The sequence below is a fragment of the Streptococcus sp. k-378 genome (genome assembly GCF_013277505.1).
GTDB classification, from domain to species: Bacteria; Bacillota; Bacilli; order Lactobacillales; family Streptococcaceae; genus Streptococcus; species Streptococcus pseudopneumoniae.
In genome coordinates this window covers 1-17,092 of the sequence record NZ_VMNC01000015.1, presented here as the reverse complement: position 1 = coordinate 17,092, position 17,092 = coordinate 1, and the positions used below count along the sequence as shown (strand labels likewise).

At 33.5% G+C, this 17,092-nt stretch carries 14 protein-coding genes; all 14 read left to right on the top strand.

Going from position 1 to position 17,092, the window contains the following annotated elements:
* Window positions 1–226 precede the first annotated feature (226 nt).
* Window positions 227–919, top strand: a complete 693-nt coding sequence (locus HT719_RS02165; protein ID WP_119946757.1) for a sugar transferase — start codon at window positions 227–229, stop codon at window positions 917–919.
* Between the two features lie 42 nt (window positions 920–961).
* A complete protein-coding gene (locus HT719_RS02160) occupies window positions 962–2,188 on the top strand; it encodes a DegT/DnrJ/EryC1/StrS aminotransferase family protein (RefSeq protein WP_171039173.1) in 1,227 nt (408 codons plus the stop codon).
* 1,166 nt (window positions 2,189–3,354) lie between these two features.
* Window positions 3,355–5,481 carry a multi-ligand-binding adhesin PfbA gene (pfbA, locus tag HT719_RS02155; protein ID WP_172928092.1) on the top strand — a complete coding sequence of 709 codons (2,127 nt, stop codon included), beginning with the start codon at window positions 3,355–3,357 and terminating at the stop codon, window positions 5,479–5,481.
* The gene (locus HT719_RS02150) at window positions 5,465–6,211 is read left to right on the top strand and encodes a protein phosphatase 2C domain-containing protein (protein ID WP_084675176.1); all 747 of its coding nucleotides are present in this window, start codon (window positions 5,465–5,467) and stop codon (window positions 6,209–6,211) included. Before pfbA ends, HT719_RS02150 begins: the two co-directional genes overlap by 17 nt.
* A 57-nt stretch (window positions 6,212–6,268) precedes the next feature.
* The gene (locus tag HT719_RS02145) at window positions 6,269–6,910 is read left to right on the top strand and encodes a phosphate uptake regulator PhoU (protein ID WP_172928090.1); all 642 of its coding nucleotides are present in this window, start codon (window positions 6,269–6,271) and stop codon (window positions 6,908–6,910) included.
* Between the two features lie 12 nt (window positions 6,911–6,922).
* Window positions 6,923–8,398, top strand: a complete 1,476-nt coding sequence (galT, locus tag HT719_RS02140) for a UDP-glucose--hexose-1-phosphate uridylyltransferase (RefSeq protein ID WP_172928088.1) — start codon at window positions 6,923–6,925, stop codon at window positions 8,396–8,398.
* Between the two features lie 12 nt (window positions 8,399–8,410).
* Window positions 8,411–9,421 (top strand): UDP-glucose 4-epimerase GalE, encoded by a 1,011-nt coding sequence (gene galE, locus HT719_RS02135; RefSeq protein WP_172928086.1) that lies wholly within the window; start codon window positions 8,411–8,413, stop codon window positions 9,419–9,421.
* A 179-nt stretch (window positions 9,422–9,600) separates the two neighbouring features.
* On the top strand, window positions 9,601–10,260 hold the full coding sequence (locus tag HT719_RS02130; RefSeq protein ID WP_054394290.1) for a DUF1868 domain-containing protein: 660 nt from the start codon (window positions 9,601–9,603) through the stop codon (window positions 10,258–10,260).
* Between the two features lie 24 nt (window positions 10,261–10,284).
* Complete coding sequence (locus tag HT719_RS02125) at window positions 10,285–11,352, top strand: extracellular solute-binding protein (RefSeq protein WP_000738376.1); 1,068 nt, start codon at window positions 10,285–10,287, stop codon at window positions 11,350–11,352.
* A 102-nt stretch (window positions 11,353–11,454) separates the two neighbouring features.
* Window positions 11,455–12,465: an ABC transporter ATP-binding protein gene (locus tag HT719_RS02120; protein ID WP_023932608.1), complete on the top strand. Its 1,011-nt coding sequence runs from the start codon at window positions 11,455–11,457 to the stop codon at window positions 12,463–12,465.
* Window positions 12,466–12,476: 11 nt separating this feature from the next.
* The gene (locus HT719_RS02115) at window positions 12,477–14,168 is read left to right on the top strand and encodes an iron ABC transporter permease (protein ID WP_001216169.1); all 1,692 of its coding nucleotides are present in this window, start codon (window positions 12,477–12,479) and stop codon (window positions 14,166–14,168) included.
* 2 nt (window positions 14,169–14,170) lie between these two features.
* On the top strand, window positions 14,171–14,881 hold the full coding sequence (locus tag HT719_RS02110) for an MgtC/SapB family protein (RefSeq protein ID WP_000127548.1): 711 nt from the start codon (window positions 14,171–14,173) through the stop codon (window positions 14,879–14,881).
* Window positions 14,882–14,976: 95 nt separating this feature from the next.
* Window positions 14,977–15,345, top strand: coding sequence for a hypothetical protein (locus HT719_RS02105; RefSeq protein WP_138699396.1), 369 nt, complete (start codon window positions 14,977–14,979; stop codon window positions 15,343–15,345).
* Window positions 15,346–15,452: 107 nt separating this feature from the next.
* A complete protein-coding gene (locus tag HT719_RS02100; protein ID WP_138703855.1) occupies window positions 15,453–16,454 on the top strand; it encodes a LacI family DNA-binding transcriptional regulator in 1,002 nt (333 codons plus the stop codon).
* Window positions 16,455–17,092: the final 638 nt, after the last annotated feature.

Genomic DNA, 17,092 nt, shown 5'->3' with positions numbered 1-17,092 from the left:
AAGTGATAAAGTCGGGAGTGGAACTCATGAAGAACTCTTGGCCTTGGGAGGAACCTATCACAAGATGTATAGCTTGCAGGCAGGGGCCATGTCCTAACACTCTTTGATTTTCATTGAGTAAAAGAAGGAAATCCTTCAAATTACAGATTTCTTTCACCGCCTTTTCCATTTTGTGGTATAATGAAAAATGTTGACAAATAGTATAATAAAAACAAAGGAGAACAGCATGCTGAAATGGGAAGACTTGCCCGTGGAAATGAAATCAAGCGAGGTTGAGTCTTACTACCATCTTGTCTCTAAAAGGAAGAGTTCGCTGATTTTCAAGCGTTGCTTGGATTGGGTTCTAGCCTTGGTAGTACTGGTTCTGACCTCACCCATCTTTCTCATCTTGAGCATTTGGATCAAGTTGGATAGCAAGGGGCCAGTGATTTACAAACAAGAGCGCGTGACCCAGTACAATCGACCTTTCAAGATTTGGAAGTTCCGTACCATGGTGACGGATGCGGACAAAAAAGGAAGTCTGGTGACTTCTGCTAACGATAGCCGCATTACCAAGGTTGGCAATTTTATCCGCCGTGTGCGTTTGGACGAACTGCCTCAGCTGGTCAATGTCCTTAAAGGCGAAATGTCTTTTGTAGGGACGCGTCCTGAAGTACCTCGTTACACAGAGCAGTATAGCCCTGAAATGATGGCAACCTTGCTTTTGCCAGCAGGAATTACCTCTCCAGCCAGCATTCACTACAAGGATGAGGACACTATCATCAGTCAAATGACGGAGAAAGGTTTGTCGGTTGATCAGGCCTATGTGGAGCATGTTCTTCCTGAAAAGATGCGCTATAACCTCGCCTATCTCCGAGAGTTTAGTTTCCTTGGAGACATCAAAATCATGTTTCAAACCGTGTTTGAAGTGCTAAAATAAAGTAGTCATGAGAAAATGAGTACAGATAAAAGGAGCAAATCAATGCCAAATTACAATATTCCATTTTCACCACCCGATATTACGGAAGCAGAAATTGCTGAAGTAGCAGACACTCTGCGTTCTGGTTGGATCACAACAGGTCCTAAGACAAAAGAACTAGAGCGTCGCTTGTCTCAATATACAGAGACGCCTAAGACTGTCTGCCTCAACTCTGCGACTGCCGCTCTTGAGTTGATTTTACGCGTTTTGGAAGTGGGACCTGGTGATGAAGTCATCGTTCCAGCCATGACCTATACAGCTTCATGTAGTGTCATCACGCACGTGGGAGCAACCCCTGTCATGGTGGATATCCAAGCAGATACTTTTGAGATGGACTATGACCTGCTTGCGCAAGCTATCACTGAAAAAACCAAGGTGATTATCCCAGTAGAGCTTGCGGGGATTGTTTGCGACTATGACCGTTTGTTCCAAGTCGTGGAGAAAAAACGTGACTTCTTCACCGCTTCAAGCAAGTGGCAAAAGGCCTTTAACCGTATTGTCATTGTCTCTGATAGTGCCCACGCTTTGGGATCTACTTATAAAGGACAACCTTCTGGTTCTATCGCTGACTTTACTTCCTTCTCATTCCACGCCGTTAAGAACTTTACAACGGCAGAAGGTGGAAGTGCGACTTGGAAGGCCAATCCAGCGATTGACGACGAAGAGATGTACAAGGAATTCCAAATCCTTTCCCTTCACGGGCAAACTAAGGATGCCCTTGCCAAGATGCAACTGGGGTCATGGGAATACGATATCGTCACACCAGCCTACAAGTGCAATATGACTGATATCATGGCATCGCTTGGTTTGGTACAATTGGACCGTTACTCTGGTTTGCTAGAACGTCGTAAGGACATTGTGGACCGCTATGATCGTGGTTTTGCAGGTTCTCGCATCCATCCATTGGCACACAAGACTGATACTGTTGAATCTTCACGCCATCTCTACATTACCCATGTAGAAGGAGCGAGCTTAGAAGAACGCAATCTTATCATCCAAGAATTAGCTAAAGCAGGAATTGCAAGCAATGTACACTACAAGCCACTTCCGCTCTTGACAGCCTATAAGAATCTTGGCTTTGATATGGCGAATTATCCAAGAGCCTATGCCTTCTTTGAAAATGAAATTACGCTCCCTCTTCACACTAAATTAAGCGATGAAGAAGTGGACTATATCATTGAGACTTTCAAAACAGTTTCTGAAAAAGTACTAACTTTATCAAAAAAATGACAAACTACAGTCAAGCGAAAGTGATCCTGTCCCTAAAAAGTCTAATTGAGTGTAAAAACTGTTGTTTTCAATTGATAATAGTTTACACCTGTAGTTGAGGCTCCTTTCTCCTCAGAGAGAGAGAATTTTTATAGGATTTTCCTTTCTTGTGGGAGTCCCGTGGTTTGAAATAAGATGTGAGCAATTTAGTGTAGCATTTAGAATCCTTACTAGACATCATTTAGAAAATCTAGTGTCTTGTTCTAGTTTTCAATTCACCCTATTTTTTGAAAGACGTGAGTTTCCATGAGTGAGATTGTGGAAACTCGCGTCTTTTTTTTGTTTTCAGAATATTGTTCAAAGTTTTGTGCCTGTCTTTCATGTTCTAGTCATTCTTTTGCATGATAGAATTTATAGCATGTTGATATTATAATAATACAGATATTCTATATGTTTAGTGATGCTTGCTATACATCATTAGATCTCCTGCGAGATAATCTATAAAACACTTGTCTACGATTACCTATATGCCCTATTCCAGTATTTTAGAAGCACTGCATCTATTTTTATCGAGGTTAAATCTAGCTTTTATAGAAGGTCTATTTAAGAAATATATTGTAGTGTTTTAGTTTCAATCCGCCATATGAGCGATATTCAGGTAAATATCCCTGGCGAATGCTTGTATGACAAGGTATTTGTTCTTTCATTTATAATTTACAACATATCAATAAATTTAAATATAGTAAATGGGATATTTTATATTCAAGCTAAGAAAGATAGCATCACTTTTGAATGGAAGGCTAAAGAGCAAACTAGGAAGTTGGCCATAGATAGCTCAAAACCCTGCTTTGAGGTTGTAGATATAGTAAAATGAAATAAGAATAGGATAAATCGATCGGGATAGTCAAATCGATTTCTAACAATGTTTTATAAGTAGAGGTGTACTATTCTAGTTTCAATCTACTATAGAACTGACCAAGTCAGTAACCTAGACTTAGGGCAAGGCGGCACTGACCTAGTTTGAAGAGATTTCCGAAGAGTATAAATTTTAATATTTTCTTGTGTTATTCCTTGACAATTCAATTTGGAAAATATATGATAAAGATAATGACAGCGGTGTCACTCTATCTATTTTAAGAAAAGTAATAATCAATTGTTAAAAAATAGTAAAAAAATTGGAGGTTCTGATGAAATATTTTGTTCCTAATGAGGTATTCAGTATTCGTAAATTAAAGGTGGGGACTTGCTCGGTACTATTGGCAATTTCAATTTTGGGAAGCCAAGGTATTTTAGCGGATGAAGTTGTTACTAGTTCTTCACCGATGGCTACAAAAGAGTCTTCTAATGCAATTACTAATGATTTAGATAATTCACCAACTGTTAATCAGAATCGTTCTGCTGAAATGATTGCCTCTAATTCAACCACTAATGGTTTAGATAATTCGTTAAGTGTTAATAGTATCAGCTCTAATGGTACTATTCGTTCCAATTCACAATTAGACAACAGAACAGTTGAATCTACAGTAACATCTACTAATGAAAATAAGAGTTATAAGGAAGATGTTATAAGTGACAGAATTATCAAAAAAGAATTTGAAGATACTGCTTTAAGTGTAAAAGATTATGGTGCAGTAGGTGATGGGATTCATGATGATCGACAAGCAATTCAAGATGCAATAGATGCTGCAGCTCAAGGGCTAGGTGGAGGAAATGTATATTTTCCTGAAGGAACTTATTTAGTAAAAGAAATTGTTTTTTTAAAAAGTCATACACACTTAGAATTGAATGAGAAAGCTACAATTCTAAATGGTATAAATATTAAGAATCACCCTTCCATTGTTTTTATGACAGGTTTATTTACGGATGATGGTGCGCAAGTAGAATGGGGCCCAATAGAAGATATTAGTTATTCTGGTGGTACGATTGATATGAACGGTGCTTTGAATGAAGAAGGAACTAAAGCAAAAAATCTACCACTTATAAATTCTTCAGGTGCATTTGCTATTGGGAATTCAAATAACGTAACTATAAAAAATGTAACATTCAAGGATAGTTATCAAGGGCATGCTATTCAAATTGCAGGTTCGAAAAATGTATTAGTTGATAATTCTCGTTTTCTTGGGCAAGCCTTACCCAAAACGATGAAGGATGGGCAAATCATAAGTAAGGAGAGCATTCAGATTGAACCATTAACTAGAAAAGGTTTTCCTTATGCCTTGAATGATGATGGGAAAAAATCTGAAAATGTGACTATTCAAAATTCCTATTTTGGCAAAAGTGATAAATCTGGGGAATTAGTAACAGCAATTGGCACACACTATCAAACATTGTCGACACAGAACCCCTCTAATATTAAAATTTTAAATAATCATTTTGATAACATGATGTATGCAGGTGTACGTTTTACAGGATTCACTGATGTATTAATCAAAGGAAATCGCTTTGATAAGAAAGTTAAAGGAGAGAGTGTACATTATCGAGAAAGCGGAGCAGCTTTAGTAAATGCTTATAGCTATAAAAACACTAAAGACCTATTAGATTTAAATAAACAGGTGGTTATCGCCGAAAATATATTTAATATTGCCGATCCTAAAACAAAAGCGATACGAGTTGCAAAAGATAGTGCAGAATATTTAGGAAAAGTATCAGATATTACTGTAACAAAAAATGTAATTAATAATAATTCTAAGGAAACAGAACAACCAAATATTGAATTATTACGAGTTAGTGATAATTTAGTAGTCTCAGAGAATAGTATATTCGGTGGTAAAGAAGGAATTGTTATTGAGGATTCAAAGGGTAAAATAACCGTTTTAAATAACCAATTTTATAATTTATCCGGTAAGTATATATCATTCATCAAATCTAATGCAAATGAGAAAGAACCTGTTATACGTGATAGCGATGGTAATTTCAATATTGTAACGGAGAATGGGCTTTACAAAATTGTAACAAATAATTTAAGTGATAAAAACGAAAAAGAAAAAAACAAAGAGGAAAAACAATCTAATTCAAATAATGTAATTGATAGTAACCAGAAGAACGGAGAGTTTAACTCAAGTAAAGATAATAGACAAATGAATGACAAGATCGACAATAAACAAGATAATAAGACAGAAGAAGTAAACTATAAAATAGTTGGAGATGGCAGAGAAACTGAAAATCATATTAATAAATCTAAAGAAATAGTAGATGTAAAACAAAAATTACCAAAGACTGGTTCGAACAAGATTATGGAACTATTCTTAACAGTGACAGGAATTGGTTTACTTTTGACACTAAAAGGGTTGAAGTATTATGGTAAAGATAAATAAAATTTGTTCGATACAAGGAAGTTCTGTAGAAAATGAGGATACTGTAGGTTCACAAAATCAGTATTTTTGGATTATCGATGGAGCTACAGATTTATATAATTCTAAAGAGGAGATAGGTTATTCAGTCTCAGAAGTTGTACATATTTTATCAGAAAGTTTGTCGGTTAATTGTAAAGAATCAAAAACTCTTAAACAAATATTTGAAACTGCTTTACTAGAGGTTAAAGATGAAATCGGTTTAAACTCATATGAATTAACAGAGTATTATCGCTTACCAACATTTGCTTTTATATTTGCTAAACTTTCAGAAAAAAAGTTGGAGTATATGATGCTAGGTGACTGCGTCATGTTAGTAAACGAAATGGAAATAACTGATCATAGAGTAGATAACTTATTTGAAAAAGGAAAAAATGAGATAAAAGATTCAATTGGTACAAATAGTGCTTTAAATAAAAAAATTATTTTACAAAAAATCAGAAAATTATCTAATCAACCGAGTGGGTACTGGATAGGTTCGTTGGATGAGAGATTTTTAGACCATGCTATTATTAATCAAATAGATGTTACTAGTGAACAAATTGTTTTAATGAGCGATGGCTTTTATGAATTCTATCAAAATAATCAAAATAAGACTTTTGAAGAGTTAATTAAGATGAGATTTAATTCTTCTGCTATTGATCCAATCTATGGAAAGAAGGATGATGCAAGTATTCTAGTTATTGATGTTTGATATATTGTTTAAAATATTAATTGTTACTATTGAACTTTGTTAAGAAGAGGTACCTAAATGTTAAGGTTATATTTAGAAAATGAAATTATAGAATTATCAAATAATTTAGAGACTATTTGGGTATCTGTGCTTGATAAATACGAGAAGTTATTTGAATATTTATCAAATGAAGAACGAGTAGAATTGATTAAAGAAGATTTAATCATAAATGAGTCAGTTCTAAATATTGATAAAAAAGGATTTGAGTTAATTTGTTTACAACATCCTGTTTCATATGACTTAAGAAGAATTATTAGTGTAATAAAAATATCAACTGACATTGAACGTATTGGGGATAGAATTGTTGAAATTTTAAAAAATCTACAGATTATTCAAAACAATGAAATTTTGAAGAAAATTATTTCAGAAATAAAAATACTTCATGAAGTTATCGGACTGCATATGAATAGGGCTATATCTTGTTATAGAGAGGAACAATCTGGATGTTTAGATATGGTTGTTATACAAAAACAGAATGAGATAGAAGAGCTTAGTATAAATATTGAAAAGAAAATCATGAATTACATATTTGAAGATGATGGGAATGTTTCTGAAGTAATTGGTGCTTTAGATATTATTCATCACCTTGATAAAATTGCTCATACTACGCAAGCAATTTATAAATGGATAATGTATAGAAAATATGGGAACATAAATTAGAAAGAAAAATATATGAAAACAATTATTGATAATTTTGTTGATAGAGTAATTGAATACGGAATGTATAATGAAATTGACAAAATATATGTGAAAAATAGAGTACTAGCGTTAATAGGTGAGGAGGGAACTGATTGTATTTCCGATGAAAATGACCTGAAAGTAATAAAAGATTACTTAGTGGAAATCGCCTTAAAAAACGGTAAAATTAAAGATTTAATCGAGGAAAAGGAATGTTTAGGAGCAGAGTTAATGAATTTCATAGTTCCTTTACCTAGTCGATTAAATGATATTTTTTGGAGTTCATATGATATATCACCTCAAGAAGCAGTTGAAGAGTTTTATAAATTAAGTAAAGATAGTGATTATATTAAAACTTCTGCTATTGCTAAGAATATTGAGTTTCGAGCATCAACTAAATACGGAGAGCTAGAGATTACGATAAATTTGTCAAAACCCGAAAAAGATCCAAAAACAATTGCTGCTGAAAAATTAGTAAAAGCAACTAATTATCCCAAATGTTTACTATGCATGGAAAATGAAGGATATCAGGGGCGAATAAATTATCCAGCACGTTCGAATCATAGAATTATTCGGTTGAAACTTGGTGACGAAGTATGGGGATTCCAGTATTCTCCCTACTCATATTTTAATGAGCATGCGATATTTTTGAATAGTCAACATGTACCAATGGCTATTACCTCTAAAACATTTGAACAATTATTGGAGATTGTTGATATTTTGCCAGGATATTTTGCTGGTTCAAATTCTGATCTTCCTATCTCAGGAGGCTCCATTCTTAGTCATAACCACTACCAGGGAGGGAAATATATTTTCCCAATGGAAAAAGCAAAATTTGAGAGTGAATTTCGTTTTAAAGACTTTGAGGATGTTAATGCTGGTATTGTAAAATGGCCAATGTCAGTAATTAGGTTACAAAGTGAAAATAAAAATCGATTGTTAGATTTAGCTACTAAAATTCTAAACAAGTGGAGAGAATATTCAGATTTAGAAGTAGACATCATTGCAATGACTGCAGATGTCCCACACCATACGGTGACTCCTATTGCTCGTAAAGTGGACGGAAGATATGAATTAGATATTGTTCTAAGAGATAATCATACTACTGAACAATACCCAGATGGTGTTTTCCATCCTCATCAAGATGTACAACATATTAAAAAGGAAAATATTGGGTTAATCGAAGTGATGGGACTTGCGATTTTACCACCTCGTTTGAAAACAGAGTTAGAAGAAGTTGAGAAATATCTTTTAGGAAAAGATAACGCAATTGCTGATTATCATTTAGAATGGGCCGTTCAATTGAAAGAAAAATATCCTGGACTTAAAGAGGAGGAGGTTCATAGCGTAGTTCAACATGAAGTAGGGCAAGTATTTGCGAGAGTTCTCGAAGATGCAGGTGTTTATAAGAATACTCAAACCGGACATGAAGCATTTATGAGATTTGTTAAATCGGTTGGAATTAATTAGGAGGAAGTAAAAATGGCAATATTGGTAACAGGCGGAGCTGGTTATATTGGTAGCCATACCGTAGTAGAATTACTAAATTTAGGTAAGGAAGTCGTTATTGTCGACAACCTTTCAAACTCAAGCATTTTAGTATTAGATCGTATTGAAGCAATTACAGGGCAACGTCCTGTGTTTTACGAATTAGATGTTTGTGATAAACAAGGATTGAGAAAAGTTTTTGAACAAGAATCGATTGAGGCTGCAATTCATTTTGCAGGTTATAAAGCTGTCGGAGAATCCGTGCAAAAGCCTGTGATGTACTACAAAAATAATATTATGAGTACATTGGCACTTGTTGAAGTGATGTCAGAATTTAATGTTAAAAAGATTGTCTTTTCTTCAAGTGCGACTGTATATGGAATTAACAATCAGTCACCTCTAATTGAGACGATGCAAACAAGTGCGACAAATCCTTATGGGTATACGAAAGTGATGCTTGAGCAAATTTTAAAAGATGTTCATGTGGCAGATTCAGAATGGAGTATTGCGTTGCTTCGTTATTTCAATCCAATTGGTGCTCATGAGTCTGGGCTTATTGGGGAAGATCCCTCAGGAATTCCTAACAACTTGATGCCTTATATTGCACAAGTAGCGGTAGGTAAGCTGTCAGAGCTAAGTGTGTTCGGAAATGATTATGATACGCTTGATGGTACTGGTGTGCGTGATTATATCCATGTAGTAGATTTAGCAATAGGACATATAAAAGCTTTAGAAAAAGTATCTGAAAAAACAGATGTTTATATCTATAACCTAGGCTCGGGAGAAGGCACTAGTGTATTACAACTTGTAAATACATTTGAAAGTGTTAATAAGATCCCTATTCCTTATAAAATAGTTCCAAGACGTTCAGGAGACGTTGCAACTTGTTATGCAAATGCAGACAAAGCATATAAGGAATTAAATTGGAGGACAACAAAATCGATTGAAGACATGTGTAGAGATACATGGAATTGGCAATCAAAAAATCCCAATGGCTATAATTGATGATACTGTCTATATGAGTGCTGTATTTTGAAAAAATTACTTAACCTTTTAATGAAATGCATATTTAATGAAAGATAAATTTAAAAAAATGTTTGCAAGTGCTTGACAAAGGAAACGGTTTCATTGTATAATGTAAACACAGTGACACCGATGTCAAATATAAAAAAGAAGGTCTTTATATGAAAAACTTAACAAAAATTAAGTTCAAAGAGAATGGGGAATTTAATCATTTCCCTGGGAATACAGTTGTAGCAAATCTTTATACTAAACAAGATTTGATGGAAGTTGTTGATATTATTCAATCACGTTATAGAGAATTACCATTTATCGATAAGTTTACTTTAACTCCAAGGAATTCTATTCACATGACTGTAATTGAATTGTTGTGCCATGAAAATCGTGAAACGGAGTTTTGGAGCAGTAATCTTCCTCTAGATACACCTTTACAGGAAATACATGATTACTTTGCTAAACAACTTGAAATTTTTCCATTGTTGGATGAAGAAATTCATATGCGTATAACTGAAATGGGAAAACAAAACATACTAGTTGAACCTGCAGATGAAGCTTCTGCAAAGAGATTAGAAGAAATTCGTACTTATGTCTCAGAAAAAGCAGGTGTTCGTTTCCCTAATCATGATAGATATCAATTCCATATTTCAATTGGGTATCTTCGGATTCCTCTAACCGAAGAGGAGGAAGAAGAGTTTACTAAAGTCAGAGCAGAATTAACTGAAATTTTATTAGAGAAGATTCCAACTATTACTGTAAACCGTATTGACTATACTGTATTTGAAGATATGAGACAATTTGTTCCATATCACGAAAAATTTAAATAAAATAATAAAAAAGGAGAACTTATCATGAAAAAAATGAAAGTTTGGTCTACTGTACTTGCAACGGGAGTTGCTCTTACTACACTTGCTGCTTGCTCTGGAGGTTCAAATTCTACGACTGCTTCTTCATCTGAAGAAAAAGCTGATAAAAGTCAAGAATTAGTAATCTATTCGAACTCAGTCTCAAATGGTCGTGGTGATTGGTTAACTGCTAAAGCAAAAGAAGCTGGTTTTAATATAAAAATGGTTGATATTCCTGGCGCTCAATTAGCAGACCGTGTTATTGCCGAGAAGAATAATGCAGTTGCAGATATGGTATTTGGAATTGGTGCTGTTGATTCAAATAAAATTAGAGATCAAAAATTACTAGTCCAGTACAAGCCTAAATGGTTAGATAAAATTGATCAATCTTTATCAGATAAAGATAATTATTATAATCCTGTGATTGTTCAACCATTAGTTTTAATTGGAGCGCCTGATGTAAAAGAAATGCCTAAAGATTGGACTGAATTAGGTAGTAAGTATAAAGGTAAATATTCAATTTCTGGTCTTCAAGGTGGTACAGGACGGGCAATTCTAGCAAGTATCTTAGTTCGATACCTTGATGATAAAGGTGAATTAGGTGTTTCCGAAAAAGGTTGGGAAGCAGCAAAAGAATATTTGAAAAATGCATACACTCTTCAAAAGGGAGAAAGTTCAATTGTTAAGATGTTAGATAAAGAAGATCCAATACAATATGGAATGATGTGGGGTTCTGGTGCATTAGTTGGACAAAAAGAACAAAATGTTGTTTTCAAAGTTATGACTCCTGAGATTGGTGTACCATTTGTAACTGAACAAACTATGGTTTTAAGCACTAGTAAAAAACAAGCGTTAGCTAAAGAATTTATTGATTGGTTTGGTCAATCAGAAATTCAAGTAGAATATAGTAAGAACTTTGGATCTATTCCTGCAAATAAAGATGCCCTAACAGAGTTACCTGAAGATACGAAAAAATTTGTTGATCAAGTGAAACCACAAAATATTGACTGGGAAGCTGTTGGAAAACATTTGGATGAATGGGTAGAAAAAGCTGAATTAGAATACGTACAATAAGAAATAAGAGTTAATTTTTATGTCCAAGTCTCTCTATTATTTCTAAATTTATAGAAGAAATAAAGAGAGGCTTTTGGTTTAGTAATAGAGGGAGTTAGTGAGATGATTAAATTTGATAATATTCAAATTAAATATGGTGATTTTGTTGCAATTGATAATCTGAATTTAGATATACATGAAGGGGAATTCTTTACATTTCTTGGGCCTTCAGGATGTGGTAAATCAACTACTTTGAGAGCTTTGGTAGGTTTTCTAAATCCATCATCAGGAAGTATTGAAGTTAATGGAACAGATGTCACTCATTTGGAACCTGAAAAGCGTGGAATTGGTATTGTATTTCAATCTTATGCGCTATTTCCAACTATGACTGTTTTTGATAATATTGCATTTGGTTTAAAAGTTAAGAAGGTAGCTCCAGATGTTATTAAAGCTAAAGTATCAGCAGTAGCAGCAAAAATTAAGATCTCTGATCAACAGTTACAGCGTAATGTATCAGAATTATCTGGGGGTCAACAACAAAGGGTAGCATTGGCTCGTGCTCTGGTTCTTGAACCTAAAATTCTTTGTCTAGATGAACCATTGTCAAACCTTGACGCAAAATTACGTGTAGATTTGAGAAAAGAGTTGAAAAGACTTCAAAAAGAGTTAGGTATTACTACTTTATATGTTACTCATGATCAAGAGGAAGCCTTGACTTTATCTGATAGAATTGCAGTCTTTAACAATGGATACATCGAACAGGTCGGTACACCAGTAGAAATTTATCATAATTCTCAAACTGAATTTGTATGTGATTTTATTGGAGATATTAATGTTTTGACTGATGAAACAGTCCACGAAGTATTATTGAAAAATACAAGCGTTTTCTTAGAGGATAAAAAAGGATACATTCGATTAGAGAAAGTTCGATTCAATCGTGAAACTGAACAAGATTTTATTCTAAAAGGGACAATTATTGATGTTGAGTTTTCTGGAGTTACAATTCACTATACAATAAAAGTTTCTGAAAGTCAGATTCTTAATGTAACAAGTATTGATAGTCAGGCTGCTATTAGATCTGTCGGAGAAAGTGTGGAATTATTTATCACACCATCAGACGTTCTGCAATTTTAAGGAGGTGCAGTATGCGTCATAAATTAAATTTAAAAGATTGGCTTATTCGTTTAGGGTTAATCTGGTTCTTAGTAACATTTATTATTTATCCAAACTTTGATCTAGTAGTGAATGTATTTGTAAAAGGAGGAGAATTTTCCCTTGATGCTGTACATCGTGTTCTAAAATCTCAGAGAGCACTTCAGAGTATTATGAACAGTTTTAAGTTAGCATTTTCACTCATTATTACAGTTAATATCGTAGGTATTCTTTGTGTTCTATTTACAGAGTACTTTGATATTAAAGGTGCTAAAATTTTAAAATTAGGTTATATGACTTCTTTAATTTATGGAGGAGTGGTTTTAGCGACTGGATATAAATTTGTCTATGGTCCATATGGATTGATTACAAAATTTTTACAAAATATTATCCCTTCTTTAGACCCTAACTGGTTTATTGGGTATGGTGCAGTCTTATTCATTATGACATTTTCAGGAACGGCTAATCATACATTGTTTTTAACAAATACAATTCGAAGCGTTGACTATCACACTATTGAGGCTGCTCGAAATATGGGAGCAAAACCATTTACTGTTTTCCGAAAAGTAGTGTTACCAACCTTAATTCCAACTCTATTTGCACTTACTATTATGGTTTTTCTTAGTGGTTTATCTGCAGTAGCAGCACCCATGATTGTTGGTGGTAAAGAATTTCAAACTATAAATCCAATGATTATTACATTTGCAGGGATGGGGAATTCTCGTGATTTAGCTGCCTTACTTGCAATTATTTTAGGTATTGCAACTACAATTTTGCTTACTATCATGAATAAGATAGAAAAAGGTGGAAATTATATTTCTATCTCTAAGACTAAAGCGCCTCTTAAAAAACAAAAAATTGCGTCTAAGCCTTGGAATATCATTGCTCACATTGTAGCATATGGATTGTTCACAGTTTTCATGCTTCCACTAATTTTTATAGTATTATACTCATTTACAGATCCAGTTGCAATTCAAACAGGTAACTTAACATTATCAAACTTTACTTTAGAAAATTATCGCTTATTCTTTAGTAATAGTGCGGCATTCTCTCCATTCTTGGTCAGCTTTATTTATTCTATTATTGCTGCGACAACAGCAACAATTCTCGCAGTTGTATTTGCTCGTGTTGTCAGAAAACATAAATCTCGTTTTGATTTCTTATTTGAATATGGTGCTCTACTTCCTTGGTTACTACCAAGTACACTTTTAGCAGTAAGTTTATTATTTACTTTTAATCAGCCACAATTTCTTGTCTTGAATCAGATTTTGGTAGGTGGTTTGGTAATTCTACTTATTGCATATATAGTTGTAAAAATCCCATTTTCTTATAGAATGGTACGTGCTATTTTATTTAGTGTTGATGATGAGATGGAAGATGCAGCAAGAAGTATGGGTGCTTCACCTTTTTATACTATGATGAAGGTTATCATTCCATTTATTTTACCGGTTGTTCTCTCTGTTATTGCTTTAAACTTTAACTCTTTATTAACTGACTTCGACTTATCTGTATTCCTTTACCATCCCCTAGCTCAACCATTAGGTATTACGATTCGATCTGCAGGTGATGAAACAGCAACATCTAATGCACAAGCTCTGGTATTTGTTTATACAATTGTTCTGATGATTGTTTCTGGAACTGTATTATACTTCACACAAAGACCGGGGCGTAAAGTAAGGAAATAATCATGACAGCCACTAGTCTTGGGTTATCACATATTGAAATAGTTGTCAGGATTGTTTTATCAGTAGTTATTGGTGGTGTAATTGGTTTAGAGAGAGGAAGTAAATCTCAACCAGCAGGTATTCGTACACATAGTATTGTTTGTCTGGCTGCATGTTTAATTATGATGACGAATGAATACGTATCTTATAAATTTGGTACAGGAGATCCTACACGCTTAGGTGCGCAGGTTATATCAGGTGTTGGTTTTCTTGGGGCTGGAACAATACTTATTACAGATAAAAAGAAAATAACTGGTTTAACAACTGCAGCCGGAATATGGGCTTCAGCTGGAATTGGATTAGCTATTGGAGTAGGTTTTTATGAGGGAGCTCTTTTAGTAGCCATTTCTGTTTGGGGTGTGATATCCATGTTCCAACCACTAAAAAAATATCTACGAAATCGTTCTAAAATGATTGAATTGTATATAGTGGTTAAATCTACAGAAGCCTATAATCGTGTATTGGTTTATTGTGCAGAAAATGGCATTAGAATGACTGATTCTAGAACTGCATTTGGAGATGTTAATTCTGACAGAATTGAATATTTTGATGTTCCAGACAAAAAAATCGCGTCATTTATTACTCTGGAATTATCAGGTAGATTTGAGCACCTTAAACTAATGGAAGAAATTGCTAATATTGTAGGTGTTATTTATGTCGAAGAAATTAGCTGAAATTTAGTAAACAAAGGGACAGATGTTTTTGTCCTTTTGTTTTTTAGATGTTTTAATCATCTAATTTTTGAGTAGATTTTTGCTCAGAGGTTTTTATGAAAGATTATAAAATCAATTTTGATTTAGGTAAAATAGAATATTTTGATAATAATTGTTTGATACAAGTATACAAATTTATTTCTTTTTATGATATTTATGAAATGGTGTTTGCCTTTCATTTACCTCCTGATGAGTTGATAACAAATGTTATCTTTAAAGAAAAAATTAACTCTATGTTAAAATGTTGCATTGACAGGCTATTATATGTTTTTATAAATCCTACACATTTTACTGAAAAAGTTAATCTACAATTTTATGGTAGTTTTTTCTCATATGAATTTATTTGTCGTGAAGTTGGAAACATTCTTAAAAATAAAGGTGTGAAATGCAATTTAAACTTTTTTGAAGGGGAAGAATATTTGTAAAATTAATTTTGTGAATTTGTGGATCTTAAATAATTTACTAAATTCTCTTGTTAAAAAAAATTAAATATTGTATAGTAATATTAGAATGTTCGTAATGGAGGACTGAAATGAAAAATATAAATGGGAAAAAGGTAACTATTTATGATATTGCACGTTTATCAGGTTTTTCTCCAAAAACAGTTTCACGAGTTATTAATGGTGGAGTAAATGTTAAAGAAGAAACTTATCAAGCGATTCAAAAAGTTATAGAGGAATTGTCGTATATTCCAAATGCGTATGCAAAAAATTTAACTAAAAAAGAAGCTATAAATATATTGATTTCTGTAAAAAAAATCGACTCTTTTCCTTTAATTTGGTTTCATACGCTGTTAGATAAAGTGTTACGGACGTGTAAAGAATTTGGTGTTAATGCTATAGTTGAGTACTTTGGAGAGGAGGATACAATTAGTAATTCAATTATATCAAGCACAGGTAGCCTAGTAGATGGTGTTATTGTTTTTTATGAAAGTGTAGATGATATCAGAATTCAGTATTTAAAGAAGAACCATATGCCTTTTCTTGTTTTCGGTGAATCTCAAACGTCTGGAGTAGTCTATGTATCTAATAATAATTTTCAAGCTACTTATGATATGATGAAAGCTGTAACTGAAGAAAAATTTAAAAATATGTGGTTGCTTATGGGAGGAGAATCTCATGTTAATAAGGATCGTGAAAGAGGTGTGCGTTCTTTTCTGAATGATAAAAATTACTTTATGGATTTAAAAGTCATTTATGGCTTATCTACAATTGATTCAGTTTATTCTTATGCAATGCAGCACTTGACTACCCAAAATTATCCGGACATTATTTTTGTTTCAGGAGATGAAAAGGTTCAGGGCTTGATTCGTGCGTGCTATGAGAAAGGAATTCTTATTCCAGATGATATTTCTATTATTGGATTTGATAATATTCCTATTTCTCAGTATTATACTCCAGCTTTGTCTACAATTGCTCCCAATTATGTTAAATTGGCTAAAGAAATGATAGAAGGTGTTTTAGCAATTATTAAAGGGGAAAGTGTCATATCTGTTGAAGTTTCTCCTAAATTTGTTAGGAGACAGAGTTTCTAGTATTGTTTAATTCTTGAAAATCCTAGTGGAAAAGATGGAGTGTTCTAAAATAAGTTCTGTTTAGCCTCCATTCAGTTTCTATTGAGTTGGATCCAATTTCTAACAAGTGGGACATGTTCATGTTCGATCTAAGGAAGACATGGTCACATTCGAATGATATTTTCAAAAAAATCGTAAAAAAGTCTTGACAAAGAAAAAACAAAGTATTAAAATAAGTTCAACAAATCAGAAAAGTAACTATTTTTGATCTTCAGGGAGCCTGTGGTGATTGTGAATAGGTGGTTGGAAGTAGTGAAAGTGGGCTGATTTTGAAAATGAATTTGAAACAATGAAAATTCGGTGCGCACACCTTACAGTGCAGCTTGTTGTTAAACAAGGCAGAGATGTAAAGGGATAGTCCCTTTATAATTGAGGTGGCACCGCGTTATCAACGCCCTCACACGGAAGTATATTCTGTGTGTGGGCTTTTTTCTATCCGTCGTTTGGTTTATCTTTTATTAGGGCCTTAAGTCGCTTTGATGAACTTGAGTTCTATCTACAGCTCCTTGCCTACTACTAAAAGCAAACAAAAAGGCTGAACTAATACGAAAAAAGCTAGTAATACTCAATGAAAATCAAAGAACAAACTAGGAAACTAG

Coding starts and splice junctions, on each gene's coding strand:
- HT719_RS02150 (WP_084675176.1), top strand. CDS start 5,465: ATGGTAAAGATAAATAAAATTTGTTCGATACAAGGAAGTTCTGTAGAA.
- HT719_RS02120 (WP_023932608.1), top strand. CDS start 11,455: ATGATTAAATTTGATAATATTCAAATTAAATATGGTGATTTTGTTGCA.
- HT719_RS02165 (WP_119946757.1), top strand. CDS start 227: ATGCTGAAATGGGAAGACTTGCCCGTGGAAATGAAATCAAGCGAGGTT.
- HT719_RS02125 (WP_000738376.1), top strand. CDS start 10,285: ATGAAAAAAATGAAAGTTTGGTCTACTGTACTTGCAACGGGAGTTGCT.
- galE (WP_172928086.1), top strand. CDS start 8,411: ATGGCAATATTGGTAACAGGCGGAGCTGGTTATATTGGTAGCCATACC.
- HT719_RS02110 (WP_000127548.1), top strand. CDS start 14,171: ATGACAGCCACTAGTCTTGGGTTATCACATATTGAAATAGTTGTCAGG.
- HT719_RS02105 (WP_138699396.1), top strand. CDS start 14,977: ATGAAAGATTATAAAATCAATTTTGATTTAGGTAAAATAGAATATTTT.
- galT (WP_172928088.1), top strand. CDS start 6,923: ATGAAAACAATTATTGATAATTTTGTTGATAGAGTAATTGAATACGGA.
- HT719_RS02160 (WP_171039173.1), top strand. CDS start 962: ATGCCAAATTACAATATTCCATTTTCACCACCCGATATTACGGAAGCA.
- HT719_RS02100 (WP_138703855.1), top strand. CDS start 15,453: ATGAAAAATATAAATGGGAAAAAGGTAACTATTTATGATATTGCACGT.
- HT719_RS02130 (WP_054394290.1), top strand. CDS start 9,601: ATGAAAAACTTAACAAAAATTAAGTTCAAAGAGAATGGGGAATTTAAT.
- HT719_RS02115 (WP_001216169.1), top strand. CDS start 12,477: ATGCGTCATAAATTAAATTTAAAAGATTGGCTTATTCGTTTAGGGTTA.
- pfbA (WP_172928092.1), top strand. CDS start 3,355: ATGAAATATTTTGTTCCTAATGAGGTATTCAGTATTCGTAAATTAAAG.
- HT719_RS02145 (WP_172928090.1), top strand. CDS start 6,269: ATGTTAAGGTTATATTTAGAAAATGAAATTATAGAATTATCAAATAAT.